The following is a 12,571-nucleotide window of genomic DNA, read 5'->3' on the forward strand; positions in this document are numbered from 1 at the left end:
GTATGTGTGGTGTCGCCGGCATCCTCGATCTCGACGCCGCTGTCGAGCCGCACCGGCTGGCCCGGATGGCGCATTCGCTGGCGCATCGCGGTCCCGACGGCGAGGGCTACTTCGTGGGGCCGGGGATCGGGCTGGCGTACCGGCGGCTCGCGATCGTCGACGTGGCCGGTGGGCAGCAACCACTGAGCGACGAGCGCGGCGACGTCCAGGTCGTCTTCAACGGCGAGATCTACAACCACCGGGCGCTGCGGGCCCGGCTCGTCGCACGCGGCCACACGTTCACCAGCGGTAGCGACGGCGCGGTGATCGCCCACCTCTACGAGGAGCACGGCCTCGCCTTCGTCGACCACCTCGACGGGGACTTCGCCATCGCGTTGTGGGACGTCCGCCGTCGCCGGCTCACGCTCGCCCGGGACCCGGTGGGTGTCAAACCCCTGTACTACCACGTCGCCGGGGGCCGGCTTCAGTTCGCCAGCGAGGTGAAGGCCCTGTTCGCGTCCGGGCTGTGCGCGGCGCGCGTCGACCCGCAGGGGTTGCGCGACGTCTTCGGGTACGGCCAGCCGACCGCGCCCGGCACCTTCTGGGCCGACGTCCACGACCTGCCGCCCGGGCACCTGCTGGTGGCCGACGGGCAGGCGGTCGCCCTGCGCCGGTACTTCACCCCGCTGGTCGGGGACCCGCGCGACCTGTTGAACGGGCGGCCCGCCGTCGAACAGTTCCGCGCGGCCCTGGTCGAGGCGGTCCGCAAACGGCTGCCGGACGAGGTCGGCTTCGGCGCGACGCTGAGCGGCGGCCTGGACAGCACCGCCGTCGTCGCGACGATCTCGGCCGTCCTCGGCACACAGGTACAGACCGCCAGCATCCGACTGCCCGGCTCGGACCTCGACGAGGGTCGCTACTCCCGGCTCGCCGCGACGGCGCTGGGGGTCGACAACGTGGAGATCGAGTTCGACGGCGCCGAGGCGTGCGAGCACCTGGCGAAGACGCTGTGGCACCTGGAGGCGCCGCAGTGGTTCGGCGTCGCCACGCCGTTTCTGAAGGCGACTCGGATCGCCGCCGAGCGGGGCGCCAAGGTCGCGCTGACCGGCGACGGCGCCGACGAGCTGCTCGGCGGCTACTCCTGGTACGTCCTCCAGCGGCTGGAGCAGCGACTCGGCCGGCTGACCCGGGCGGGCCTGGACCCGCTGCGTCGGCTGATCCTGACCGGGGTGCTGGCCTACCACGGCGCCCCCGCCGGCGCCGCCGCCCACGTGGCCGCCGTGCCGGGGCGGCTCGCGACCGCCGCGGATCGCTTCGGCGGTGGCGCACCCGCCTGGTTCTACCTGTGGTCGGCGATGGACGCGGTCGCGCCCGCGCTGCTGCGCCCGTCCAGCGGCGCTCTCGCCCCCTCGCCGCTGCCGGCCCCGCCGACGCACACGGCGCTGCACCGCTCGTTGCACTACGAGTACCAGACCCGCCTGCCGAGCTGGGTCCTCCTGCTCAGCGACAGGTTGTCCATGGCCAACGGCGTCGAGGTACGCGTGCCGTTCATGGACCGGGCGCTGCTGGACCTGGCGGCACGGCTGGACCCACGGGTGCTCCTGCGCGGCACCAGCGAGAAGCACATCCTCAAGGAGGCTCTTCGCGACGTGGTTCCGGCACCGATCCGACGCCGCCGGAAGAAACCGTTCTTCACACCCATCACGCCGTGGTATCTCACCGGCCCCGGGGAGGACCTAGCGGCGACCTATCTCGGGCCGGCGGCGGTACGCGCCCACGGGCTCTTCGACCCGGCGCAGGTGACAGCGCTGCACCAGGCCGCCCTGCGGGGGGCCGGACGCACCTGGGAGGGCACGGTCGCCGAGTGGGCCAGCATGGCCGTCCTCACCACCCACCTGCTGCTGGAGGTGTTCCGCGACGCGGCAGCCGCCACCGCACCGGCCGCGCTCCCGGCGCCGCTCGCCAGCGCCGTGCTACGCGCCGAGCGGCGATGACGAGCCCCGAACGGCACCGCTGGCCCGGCATCGCGTCGCGCGCCATCATGGTCACCGGGGCGACCGGCTTCATCGGCGCCCGGCTCGTGCGACGGCTGGCGGACCTGGGTTGCACACCCGTCGCGATGGTCCGCCCCACGTCGGACCGCACGGTCCTGGCCGACATCCCCGGGCTGCGCTACGCGGTCGCCGACCTCGACACCGGCGCGGGCGTGCGGGCGGCCGTCGCCGGCGTCGACACCGTCGTGCACCTGGCGGGCCAGGTGAAGGCCCGCCGTCCGGGGGCGTTCCGGCGCGGAAACACCGAGTCCACCGGCCGGCTGGTCGCGGCCCTCGCCGCCGCCGACCCGACCCCTCGGCTGGTGTTGTGCTCGTCCCTGGCCGCCGCCGGGCCGTCGCGTCCCGGCCGGCCCCGGGACGAGTCCACCCCGGTCGCGCCGGTCTCCGCGTACGGCCGCAGCAAACTCGCCGCCGAGGAGATCGCCCGCGCCGCGGGTGTTCCCACAGTGGTCCTGCGCCCGACGATCGTCTACGGCCCGGGCGACCACGACTTCCTGCCGTCCTTCCTGCCGATGGCCCGCCTCGGCGCCCACCTGCGCCCCACCCGCCCGGAACGCGAGTACTCCTTCGTGCACGTGGACGACCTGTGCGCGGCCCTGATCGCGGCCGTCGTCCGGGGCGGGACGCTGCCCCCGGGCGGCGGTGCCGAGGGGGTGTACCTCATCAGCGACGGCGCGGTGTACGGCTGGAGCGACTTCTGTCGGGAACTCGCCATCGCGGTCGGCCGTCCCCGCGCGCGGTTCATCGCGGTGCCGGGTCCGCTCGTGCACGCGACCGGCTGGCTGTGCGATCTGAGCCCGGTTCGCCGGGGCCCGGCCCTGACGATGAACCGGGACCGCGCGTACGAGATCCGACAGTTGGCGTGGACGTGCGCCACCGACCGGGCCCGGGCGGACCTCGGCTTCACGCCCGCGTACCGCCTCCCGGAGGGCCTGGCCAGCGCGGTGGCGTGGTACCGCGACCAGGGCCTGCTCCGGTGACACCCCCGGCTATGCCTGCGGCTCGACCGCCTCGACGAGGACCTGGAGCACGTGCCGGTACGGCTGCCCGGTGGCCCGGCTCATGCCCATCTCGCAGGTGCGGTTGCAGGAGGCGTACGCGTCGTGGTCGCGCTCGTTGACCTCGGCGGCCTGGGCGGCGGTGGCGCTGGCGGTCACCTCGGGATGCAGCAGCCCCCGGTCGCCGGCGAAGGCGCAGCATCCCCAGCTGTCCGGCACGGTCACCGTGTCGGCGACCGCCGCGGCGACCGCGCGCAGGTCGTCGATGCCGTCGAGGTGCACTGTGGAGCAGGTGGGGTGCAGGGCCAGCGAGCCCAGCCGCCGGGGCTCCGGCAGCGCCGGCAGGAGGCGCTCGGCGGTGAACGTGACGCTGTCGACGAAGCGCAGGGCGTCGTACCGTGCCCGGTCCTCCTCGGCCAGCGCGGCGGTCAGCTGGGTCAACCCGTGCGTGCAGGACGACGCGTCGCACACGACGGGCAGGCGACCCTCGTCGCTGGCCTCCCACAGCGCGGCCAGGGTCCGCTCGGCCATCTCGCGGTGACCGGCGGGGTAGCCCTTGGACTGCCACGGCGTGCCGCAGCACAGGCCCGCCGTGCCGGCCGGCACGACGACCGGCACGCCGGCCAGCTCGCACAGGCGCAGGAACGCCGCCGCCGCGCCGCCGGCCGGACCGTCCTCCGGGGCGAAGAGGCTGCCGACGCAGGCCGCGAAGAACACCGCCTGGGCGTCCGGCGCGCTGCGGGGTCGGGGGCGGGGAGCGCCTGCGCGCGGCATGTCGTCGCTCCACTCTGGCACCAGTTCGGTGGCGCCGAGTCCACGGATCACCCCGGTGGCGGCGCGGGTCAGCGGTGTCGGGACGGCGTGCGCGGCGGTCAGTCCCACCCGGACACCTGTCACGGCGGCCTGCCAGTGCCGCGCGGCGGTGCGGGCGGTGCGCTGGGCGCGGGGGCTGTGCCGCTCGGCGCGCAGCCGCTTCATGGCCGCGCCGGTGTCGATGCCGACCGGGCAGGCGGTGACGCAGAGGCTGTCGGCGGCGCAGCTGTCCACCGCCGCGTACGCGTAGTCGGCGGTCAACTCCCGGCGGCGCTCCTCGTCACCGGCGGCGGTGGCGAGGGCGATCTGCCGTTGCAGGACGATGCGCTGCCGGGGCGTGGTGGTGACGTCGGCGGTGGGGCAGACCGGCTCGCAGTAGCCGCACTCGACGCAGGCGTCCAGCTCGGGGTCGACAGTCGGGACGGCCTTGAGCTGCCGCAGGTGCACGGTCGGGTCGTCGTTGAGCAGCACACCGGGGTTGAGCAGGCCGCTCGGGTCGCACAGCCGCTTGAGGTCGCGCATCACGTCGTACAGGTCGTCGCCGTACTGGCGGCGGACGAAGGGCGCCATCGCCCGGCCGGTGCCGTGCTCGGCCTTGAGGGTGCCGCCCTCGGCGAGCACGAGGTCGACCATGTCGTCGGTGAACCGGGCGTAGCGGTCGATCTCGGCCGGGGTGTCGAAGGACTGGGTCAGCATGAAGTGCAGGTTGCCGTCGCGGGCGTGTCCGAAGATCACCGCGTCCGGGTAGCCGTGCCTGTCGAACAGGCGGATCAGCCCGTCGCAGGTGCCGGTCAGGCGTGGCATCGGCACCGCGATGTCCTCCAGCAGGGCCGTGGTGCCGGGCGCGCGGGCGCCGGCGACCGCCGTGTAGAGGCCCTTGCGCAGGTGCCAGAGCGCGGCCCGTTCACGCGGGTCGTGGGTCAGCGCGGTGCCGGTGACGGCGGGCAGCCGGTCGAGCACGGGCTGGGCGTCGGCAAGCGTCGCGGCCAGCCGTTCCGCGCTGTCCTCGGCGAACTCCACGAGCAGCGCGGCGTGCCCGGTGACCGTCAGCCCGCGCAGGGCCGCGCTCGCGTCGGGGTCGCGCTGGCTGACCCGCAGCGCGGCCGCGTCGAGCAGTTCGGCGGTACGCGCGCCGGCGGCGAGCAGAGCCGGCAACGCGTCGGTGGCGGCGCTGAGGCCGGGCAGGATCAGCAGTCCGGTGGCGGCGTGTTTGTGGATCTCGACGGTCCGGAAGACGGCCTCGGCCACGAAGCCGAGGGTGCCCTCGCTGCCGATCATCAGGTGGGCGAGCATGTCGGCCGGGCTGTCGTGGTCGAGCAGGGAGTTCAGCCCGTACCCCATGGTGTTCTTCATCGCGAACAGCCGCTCGATCGTGGCGCGTGAGCCCGGTGTCGAGCGCACCCGGTCGCGCAGGCGCAGCAGCCCGGCGTGCAACTCCGGCTCGTCGGCCCGCAGCCGGTCGTCGGCGTCGCGCGCGGCGGAGTCGACGACGGTGCCGGACGGCAGGACGAAGCGCAGCGACTCCATGGTGCGGTACGCGTTGTCGGTGGTGCCGCAGGTCATCCCGCTGGAGTTGTTGGCCACCATGCCACCCACCGTGCAGGCGGCCTCGCTTGCCGGGTCCGGGCCGAGCCGGCGGCCGTAGCGGGCCAGCCGGGCGTTGGCCTGCCGGATCGTGAGGCCCGGCTGGAGCCGGATGCGGCGGCCGTCGTCGAGCACCTCGGCGTGCCGCCAGTCGGTCCGGACGTCGACGAGGACGCCCGCGCCGCCGGCCTGCCCGGCGAGGCTGGTGCCGCCGCCACGCAGGGTCAGCGGGACACCGGCCTCCCGGGCGGCGGCCAGCAACGCCCCCACCTCGGCCGCCGAGGCGGCGCGTACCACCGCCTGCGGCTCGAACAGGTACGGCGAGGCGTCGTGCGCCGCCGCCAGCCGCCGGGGCAGTTCGGTGCTGACCCGGGTCGGATCACCGAGGCGCGAGCGCAGCAGCTCGACGACCTCGCGGGCGCGGACGCCGGCGGTGGTCGGCGCGGGTACTCCTACGACGGGTCTCATGGGCGGGTCCTCCCGGGAGGGGCGATCAGTAGGCGACGATCAACCGGTCCGGCGCGGTGTCGACGGGCGCCGGCAGTCGCAGCGGCTGGCGACCGGGGGTGATGCTGCCCAGCACCGAGGCGTGCCGCGCGCCGGTGCCCGAGGGCAGGGTGCCGGGCAGCCCGTGCACGGACAGGTAGCCCAGCAGCGCGAAGGCGAGCGCCTCCTTGGCGTCCGACGCCACACCCAGGTCGTCGCTTGACGACAGGCGCACGCCCGGCAGCTCCTCGCCGATCATGCGCAGCAGCGTCGGGTTGTGCGCGCCGCCGCCGGAGACGACGAGCTGGGTGACGCCGTGGTCGCGGCAGGCGCCGGCCACCGTGACCGCCGTCAGCCGGGTGAGGGTGGCCAGGACGTCCCGCTGATCCGGCGTGGGCGCGTCGGCGAGGGCGGCGAGCAGGTACGGCAGGTGGAACAGTTCCTTCCCGGTGCTCTTCGGGCCGGGCTGCCGGTAGTACGGCTCGTCGAGCAGCCGCCGCAGCAGGGCCGGGTTCACCTGCCCGGCCGCCGCCCCGCGTCCGTCCCGGTCGTACTCCTCCACGCCGCCGCTGAAGTGCCGCGCGGCGGCGTCGAGGAGCGCGTTGGCCGGGCCGGTGTCGTACGCCAGTGGGTCCGCGTCCGGCGCGACGACAGTGATGTTGGCGATGCCGCCGAGGTTGAGCGCGGCGGGGACACCGGGCAGACCACGCAGCAGCAGCGTGTCGAACAGGGCGACCAGGGGAGCGCCCTGGCCGCCCGCGGCGACGTCGCGGGTGCGCAGGTCGGCCACGACCGGAAGGCCGGTGGCCTCCGCGATCCAGGCCGGCTGCCCCAGTTGCAGGGTGCCCCGGACCACACCGCCGTCGACCCAGTGGTGCATGGTCTGCCCGTGCGAGACGACCAGGTCGGCGTCTCCGCCGCACAGCTCGGCGAGAGCCCGCACGCCGGCCTCGGCGAAGGCCTGGCCGATGCCGGTGTCCAGGACGGTCATCGCCTCGGTGGTGGTCGGCGCGGGCGGCAGGGCGGCGGCGATCCGGGTGCGCAGCTCCGCGGGGTACGGGTGGCTGAGCCGGCCCAGCGGTCGCATCCGCAGGGTGTCGCCGCTGAGGTCGAACTCGGCGGCGGCGGCTTCGATGCCGTCGTAGGAAGTGCCGGACATCAGGCCGATGACACGCATCAGGGTCTCCTTCACGCCCGCCCGGCGGGCTCTGCCGCCGAGTCGTCGTCGATCTCGTCGGCGCGTCCATGGTCGTACGGCGTCGCCGGGGCCGCGTGGAAACGGCTCGACACCGCGCCGACCAGCAGGGTGATCAGGACTCCGATCGGCACCAGCCACTGCGCGGCGATGGCGGTGGGGACGGTGTGCCCGGCCGTCGTGACGTCGATCTTGACGTAGCGGACGATGTAGGTCATCACCGCCACGGTGACGAGGAAGGCGACGAACGCGTCGACCTGGTTGGCCCGGCTGACCAGGCGGCCGAGCAGGAAGGCCCCGAGCAACGCCCCGTAGGTGTAGCCCGCGATGGTCAGACCGGTCAGGTAGACGTTTCCGGTGCTGGAGCTGAACGCGCAGGCGAAGATCGCCATCAACACCGCCCAGACAAGTGTCATCACCCGGGCGAGGCGCAGCATCGCGTCGTCCGACGGGACCTTCCGGAAGAAGCTGTGGATGAAGTCGGCGACAGTGGAGTTGGACATCGAGTTCAGCGCCGACGACAGCGAACCCATCGCGGCACCGAGGATGCCGGCCACCAGCAGGCCCGAGATGCCCACCGGCAGGGCGTGCAGGATGAAGCTCGGGTAGAGGTTGTCGCTGCTGGCCAGGCCGAGCTCCTTGAAGGTCTGACCCTTGTTGTACGACCACAGCAGCGCCCCGACCAGGGAGAACGCCGCGAACTGGATCACCACGAAGATGCCCGAGGAGATCATCGCCTTCTGCCCCTCGCGCAGCGTGCGGGTGGACAGGATGCGCTGCACGATCAGCTGGTCCGACCCGTGGCTGGCCATCGCGAAGATCGCACCGCCGATGATCGCCGTCGGCAGGGCGAACGGGCTGGTGAGCACGTGCGCGAGCGTCAGGTTGGTGTCGAAGAGCTGGAACTTGCCGGCGTCCAGCGCCTGCGAGTAGCCGTCGAAGCCGACGGCGTGGCTGAGCACACCGATGGCCAGGATCGCCCCGCCCAGGTAGAGCCCCATCTGGATGGCGTCGGTCCAGATGACCGCCTTGATGCCACCCAGGTAGGTGTAGACCACCGTGATCAGCGTCAGCACCACGATAATGGCCTGATAACCGACATTCAGGCCAAACTCGTCGAGGAGCAGCTTGATGGGGATGGCTGAGGCGAACAGCCGTACGCCCTCGGCGAGCAGGCGGGTGAAGACGAACGTGACCGACGCCAGACCCTGGAGTTTCAGGCCGAACCGTTCACCGAGGTACTGGTAGGCGCTGACGAAGCCACCGCGCTTGTACAGCGGGATGAGCACCGCCGCCACGACGACGCGACCGATCACGTAGCCGAGGGCCAGTTCGACGTTGCCGAACCCCTGCCCGCTGTAGGCGCCGCCGGGCACGCTGATCACGGTCAGGACGCTGGTCTCGGTGGCGACCACGGAGAACGAGACGGTCCACCACGGCAGCCGACCCTCGCCCACGAAGTAGTCCTTGGCGGACTTCTGTTTGCCGGACAGGCGAAGTCCGACGTAGGCGATCACCACGAGGTACAGCACGATCACAACAAGGTCGAGTTGACGCACGGCTCGCTCCCAACCAGTGGTTGTAGATAAGTGACGCATGTCTAGCGTATCGCGAAAGTTTTTGCCAGTTCCCGTCCGGGCTGGCTACGCTGTGACCCCGGCCTGCTGATCCGGAGGATGCGGGGCGCAGCCGACATCCCTCCGCGCCAACCAGGCTGGCACGGTCGGAACGGCGCATTGCGGACGCGGCGCTCGACGAGCCGCCGCCCGTCGTCCGACCGGCGACCGCGCACCAGCGAGAGGAACGAGTAACCCCGTGGACCTCAGCACCCTCGGCACCGAGACCCGCAACGACAAGACAAGCGACCTCGACCTGATGTCCCCCACCGAGCTGCTCCTCGCGATGAACGACGAGGACCAGACGGTGGCCCAGGCGGTCCGCCGGGCCGTGCCGGACATCGCGGCAGCCGTCGACGTCGTCGTGGCGTCGCTGCGCCAGGGCGGTCGGTTGATCTATCTCGGTGCCGGCACCAGCGGCCGGATCGGCATGCTCGACGCCGTCGAGATCCCACCCACCTTCGGTACGTCGCCCGACCGGGTTCTCGGCCTGCTCGCCGGAGGAGCGCGTGCCTTCGGTGTCGCCGTCGAGGGCGCGGAGGACGACCCGAGTCGCGCCGTCGCCGATCTCGACGCGGTCGGCCTGACCGCCCGCGACACGGTGGTCGGGCTCGCCGCCAGCGGCCGTACGCCCTACGTGGTGGGCGGGCTGGAGCACGCCCGCGCACTCGGCGCGTCGACGGTCTCGGTGGCCTGCAACTCCGACGCGGTGATCAGCCGGTACGCCGACGTCGCCGTCGAGGTGCCCACCGGCCCCGAGGTGCTCACCGGCTCCACCCGACTCAAGGCCGGCACCGCCGAGAAGCTCGTCTGCAACATGCTCTCGACCGCCTCGATGGCCCGGCTCGGCAAGGTCTACGGCAACCTGATGGTGGACATGAACGCCACGAACGAGAAGCTCGTCGACCGGGCGCGTCGGATCGTCGCCGAGGCCGCCGACACCGATCTGGACTCCGCCACCCGGGCGCTCGCGGCGGCGCACGGGCACGCCAAGACGGCAATCGTGCTGCTGCTCGCGAACTGCACCGCCGAGGAGGCCGCAGCGCGGCTGCGCGACGCCGACGACGACGTCCGCGCGGCGGTCGCGGCCTGAGCGGAGGGCGGATCCGGGCACGCGGAGTAGCTGTCCGCCGTGGCCCGTGGCGATCCGCGCGGCGTGTCCGGCTCGAAGGCCAGGTCCACGAAGCGCCCCGTCCGACCCGGACGGGGCGCTTCGTCGCGTCAGTCGAGCTGGGGGTAGGAAATCGTTCGGTCCCCCTCCGCGCCGGTCGCGGTGGCCAGCTCGATCCGAGGGGACCGGTCCGGCGGGAGGTGGGCATGGTCGGCGATGACGACGACGTCCACCTCCCCGTCGATCATGGCCTGCTCGACGGTCTCCCACGATGCCCGCATGATTCCCGCAAATCGGTACGAGTGTCGGCGAAGGTGAGCAAGACACGTCGCGACGGCGGGCTCCACCGGCTCGATGTCGGCGGGAATCCAGATAACGGCTATCTCCATGGTCCTCTCCTGATCAACGTCGTGGACGCGAGTGGGTGATCAGGAGTTGCTGTGGCGGTGGGGGACCCCGCTCCACCGGTCGGCTGGCGGCGCGCCTGTCGGGGGCGGTCACGGTGAGCCCCGGGCCCAGCGGCGCGCCGGGCGGCGGAGCTTCGGCTGTCGACGTGTGTGGATCGCTACCGCCGGTGCTGGCACCTGTGGGCACCGACGTGAGTGCCAGCACGAGCGCCGGTGGCCCCGGCGTGGGACGGGCGGGTGGCCGGGGCGGCTCGTCGGTGATCGCGGCCCTCGCCACCCGCGCCCGATCCGGTGTCCGGCCGCCGGGGGTGTCGTGCACGACGCGGAATACCGTCGCCGGCAGGGGTGTCGACGGCGCCGACCGCGGGGCAGCGCGTGCCACTGCGGCGGCCGAGTTCGACGGTGCGGGCGTGGCCCGCGGCGAGGACGACGCCGACGTACGGGCCGGCCGCGTCGGTACGACTGTGGACGGATCGACCGACAGCGTCGGCAGCGGGACGGCTGACGGCAGCGGCAGGGGGACTGCGGATGGCAGGGGCAGGGGAACTGCCGACGGCAGCGGCAGGGGGAGCGCGGTCGGCAACGGCAGGGGGACGGAGAGCCGCACCTCGGCGAGGTCGGGCACCCGCACCGTGATGGTGCTCGGCGAGGTGCCGACCTCCACCGGCTGGCGACTCGTCGGCAGCGGCAGCGGCAGCGGCAGCGGCGTGTCGGCGTGGGCGGGGTCGGTGCCCAGGACCGCGCCGAGCGCCGCGGCCCCGAACGCCGCCACCGGAAGGCTGTGCCTCAACCGCATCAGACGGAGGCCGCCCGGTCCGATTCACCGGTACGCTGCCGCCGGCCGGGTGGATGCCCGTCGCGTTCTGCCGTTCCCTCCATCTGCCGGTTCTTGCCCCGGGAATCCCCGGGCTACACCTTCTGTCGATGTCCGGGTGGCGGGCTCGCGCGTCCAACCTGGACCCGGGCCGTCAGCGGCAGTGATCGAGTGGGCGGATCACACCCGGGCTTCCGTGGGTGCCGGGGCGGGGTCGAGTGGCAGGTCACGCATCCGGCGGATCGGGGTCGACAGATAGATGATGGGGGAGAGCACGGTGAGCGCCCCGAAGATCAGCAGGGTGGTGCGGGCACCGAGTGGCCCGGCCAGGACGCCGGCGAGGAGACCGCCGAGCGGAATCGCGCCCCAGGAGACGAACTTGACCGTGGCGATCACCCGCGACAGCAGCTCCGGGGGGCTGGCGAGCATCCGGTACGTGCGGGTGGTCACGCTGAGCACCACAGTGGACCCGGCGAAGACGAGATTCCCGACGGCGAAGGCGACGTAGGCGGCGGTGCCGGTGCCCAGCGGGATGATGAGCGCGCCGACCACACCGACGAAGGCCGAGATGATCAGGCCACGTGCGGTGCCGAACCGGTCGGTGAAGCGGGTCGTCAGCGCGGCGCCGATGAGCGTGCCGAGCCCGTCGGCGGCGATCAACAGCCCGACCAGGAGCGGCGACGCGTGCAGCTCGCGCACCAGATAGAACGGGAAGAGCGCCAGCATGGCGCCGTTGACGAAGTTCGTCGCGGTGGCGTCCCACATGGCCGGTCCGATGATCGGGTGGCGCAGCACGTAGTGCCAGCCCTCGCGGATCATCGTGACCATCGGTGGCCGCTGGTCCGGTCGCTGCACGCGGCGGGCGGGCAGGGTGCGTAGCAGCACGGCCGAGACCAGGTAGCTGACGGCGTCCACAAACAGGGTCGGCACCGCTCCGAACAGTTGCACCGCGAGCCCGCCCAGGGACGGCCCGCCCAACTCGGTGGCGGCGCGAGTGCCGGAGTTGAGACTGTTGCGCGCCTGCAACTGGGCGGCCGGCACGATCTCCGGCAGGAAGGTCTGGTTGGCCACGTCGAACAGCACGTTGGCGAAGCTGACGACCAGGGCGACCGCGACCAGTTGGGCCACCGTCAGGGCGTCGTACCACCAGGCCAGGGGGACGGACGCGATGGCGAGGGCCCGGACCACGTCCAGGACGACCTGCATGCCGCGCAGCGGCAGGCGCTGCACGATCACCCCCGCGGGCAGGCTGATCAGGAGGTACGCGAGATAGCCGGCCGCCGTGATCAGACCCATCTCGAAGGCCGACGCGTGCAGCACGACCAACGCGGTCAGCGGCAGGGCCAGCCCGCCGACGGCCGAGCCGAGGTGGCTTGTCGTGCTGGCCAACCACCAACGCCAGAACGCGGTAAGTTCCATAATGGAACTCACTATAGCGGTGGCGGTGCGGACGGTCGACCCGGCAACGGTTGCCAGCGGATCTCGGTGGCGTTACGTTGAGATCTCATCGACGC

At 72.9% G+C, this 12,571-nt stretch carries 9 protein-coding genes; 3 read left to right on the plus strand and 6 right to left on the minus strand.

The features are described from left to right. Window positions 1-2: 2 nt before the first annotated feature. The gene (asnB, locus tag ACLQ29_RS22235) at window positions 3-1,973 is read left to right on the plus strand and encodes an asparagine synthase (glutamine-hydrolyzing) (protein ID WP_425773420.1); all 1,971 of its coding nucleotides are present in this window, start codon (window positions 3-5) and stop codon (window positions 1,971-1,973) included. Then, entirely contained in the window at window positions 1,970-3,013 is a 1,044-nt protein-coding gene (locus ACLQ29_RS22240) for an NAD-dependent epimerase/dehydratase family protein (protein ID WP_425773421.1), read from the plus strand. The genes asnB and ACLQ29_RS22240 overlap by 4 nt, the downstream gene beginning before the upstream one ends. 9 nt (window positions 3,014-3,022) lie before the next feature. Here ACLQ29_RS22240 and ACLQ29_RS22245 read toward each other — a convergent pair whose 3' ends face one another. The 3 genes from ACLQ29_RS22245 to ACLQ29_RS22255 are packed head-to-tail and all read right to left on the minus strand — an operon-like array spanning window position 3,023 to window position 8,668. Continuing rightward, window positions 3,023-5,896 (minus strand): FAD-binding and (Fe-S)-binding domain-containing protein, encoded by a 2,874-nt coding sequence (locus tag ACLQ29_RS22245; protein WP_425773422.1) that lies wholly within the window; start codon window positions 5,894-5,896, stop codon window positions 3,023-3,025. 25 nt (window positions 5,897-5,921) lie between these two features. Then, entirely contained in the window at window positions 5,922-7,091 is a 1,170-nt protein-coding gene (locus ACLQ29_RS22250; protein WP_425773423.1) for an anhydro-N-acetylmuramic acid kinase, read from the minus strand. Between the two features lie 11 nt (window positions 7,092-7,102). Next, window positions 7,103-8,668: a sodium:solute symporter gene (locus ACLQ29_RS22255; RefSeq protein ID WP_425773424.1), complete on the minus strand. Its 1,566-nt coding sequence runs from the start codon at window positions 8,666-8,668 to the stop codon at window positions 7,103-7,105. Window positions 8,669-8,924: 256 nt separating this feature from the next. Between ACLQ29_RS22255 and murQ the strand changes: the two genes are divergently transcribed. Continuing rightward, entirely contained in the window at window positions 8,925-9,818 is an 894-nt protein-coding gene (gene murQ, locus ACLQ29_RS22260; protein WP_425773425.1) for an N-acetylmuramic acid 6-phosphate etherase, read from the plus strand. Between the two features lie 128 nt (window positions 9,819-9,946). Here murQ and ACLQ29_RS22265 read toward each other — a convergent pair whose 3' ends face one another. The 3 genes from ACLQ29_RS22265 to ACLQ29_RS22275 all read right to left on the minus strand — a co-directional run bounded on the left by ACLQ29_RS22265 (window position 9,947) and on the right by ACLQ29_RS22275 (window position 12,476). Next, the gene (locus tag ACLQ29_RS22265; RefSeq protein ID WP_425773426.1) at window positions 9,947-10,225 is read right to left on the minus strand and encodes a hypothetical protein; all 279 of its coding nucleotides are present in this window, start codon (window positions 10,223-10,225) and stop codon (window positions 9,947-9,949) included. Between the two features lie 13 nt (window positions 10,226-10,238). Beyond that, window positions 10,239-11,039, minus strand: a complete 801-nt coding sequence (locus ACLQ29_RS22270) for a hypothetical protein (RefSeq protein ID WP_425773427.1) — start codon at window positions 11,037-11,039, stop codon at window positions 10,239-10,241. A 198-nt stretch (window positions 11,040-11,237) separates the two neighbouring features. Beyond that, the gene (locus ACLQ29_RS22275; RefSeq protein ID WP_425773428.1) at window positions 11,238-12,476 is read right to left on the minus strand and encodes an MFS transporter; all 1,239 of its coding nucleotides are present in this window, start codon (window positions 12,474-12,476) and stop codon (window positions 11,238-11,240) included. Window positions 12,477-12,571: the final 95 nt, after the last annotated feature.

This window comes from Micromonospora sp. DT228, assembly GCF_049841595.1.
GTDB lineage: Bacteria > Actinomycetota > Actinomycetes > Mycobacteriales > Micromonosporaceae > Micromonospora.

Bases quoted from the DNA above. Each gene is read 5' to 3' on its own strand.
- asnB (WP_425773420.1), top strand. From the start codon at position 3: ATGTGTGGTGTCGCCGGCATCCTCGATCTCGACGCCGCTGTCGAGCCG.
- ACLQ29_RS22240 (WP_425773421.1), top strand. From the start codon at position 1,970: ATGACGAGCCCCGAACGGCACCGCTGGCCCGGCATCGCGTCGCGCGCC.
- ACLQ29_RS22245 (WP_425773422.1), bottom strand. From the start codon at position 5,896: ATGAGACCCGTCGTAGGAGTACCCGCGCCGACCACCGCCGGCGTCCGC.
- ACLQ29_RS22250 (WP_425773423.1), bottom strand. From the start codon at position 7,091: ATGCGTGTCATCGGCCTGATGTCCGGCACTTCCTACGACGGCATCGAA.
- ACLQ29_RS22265 (WP_425773426.1), bottom strand. From the start codon at position 10,225: ATGGAGATAGCCGTTATCTGGATTCCCGCCGACATCGAGCCGGTGGAG.
- ACLQ29_RS22270 (WP_425773427.1), bottom strand. From the start codon at position 11,039: ATGCGGTTGAGGCACAGCCTTCCGGTGGCGGCGTTCGGGGCCGCGGCG.
- ACLQ29_RS22275 (WP_425773428.1), bottom strand. From the start codon at position 12,476: ATGGAACTTACCGCGTTCTGGCGTTGGTGGTTGGCCAGCACGACAAGC.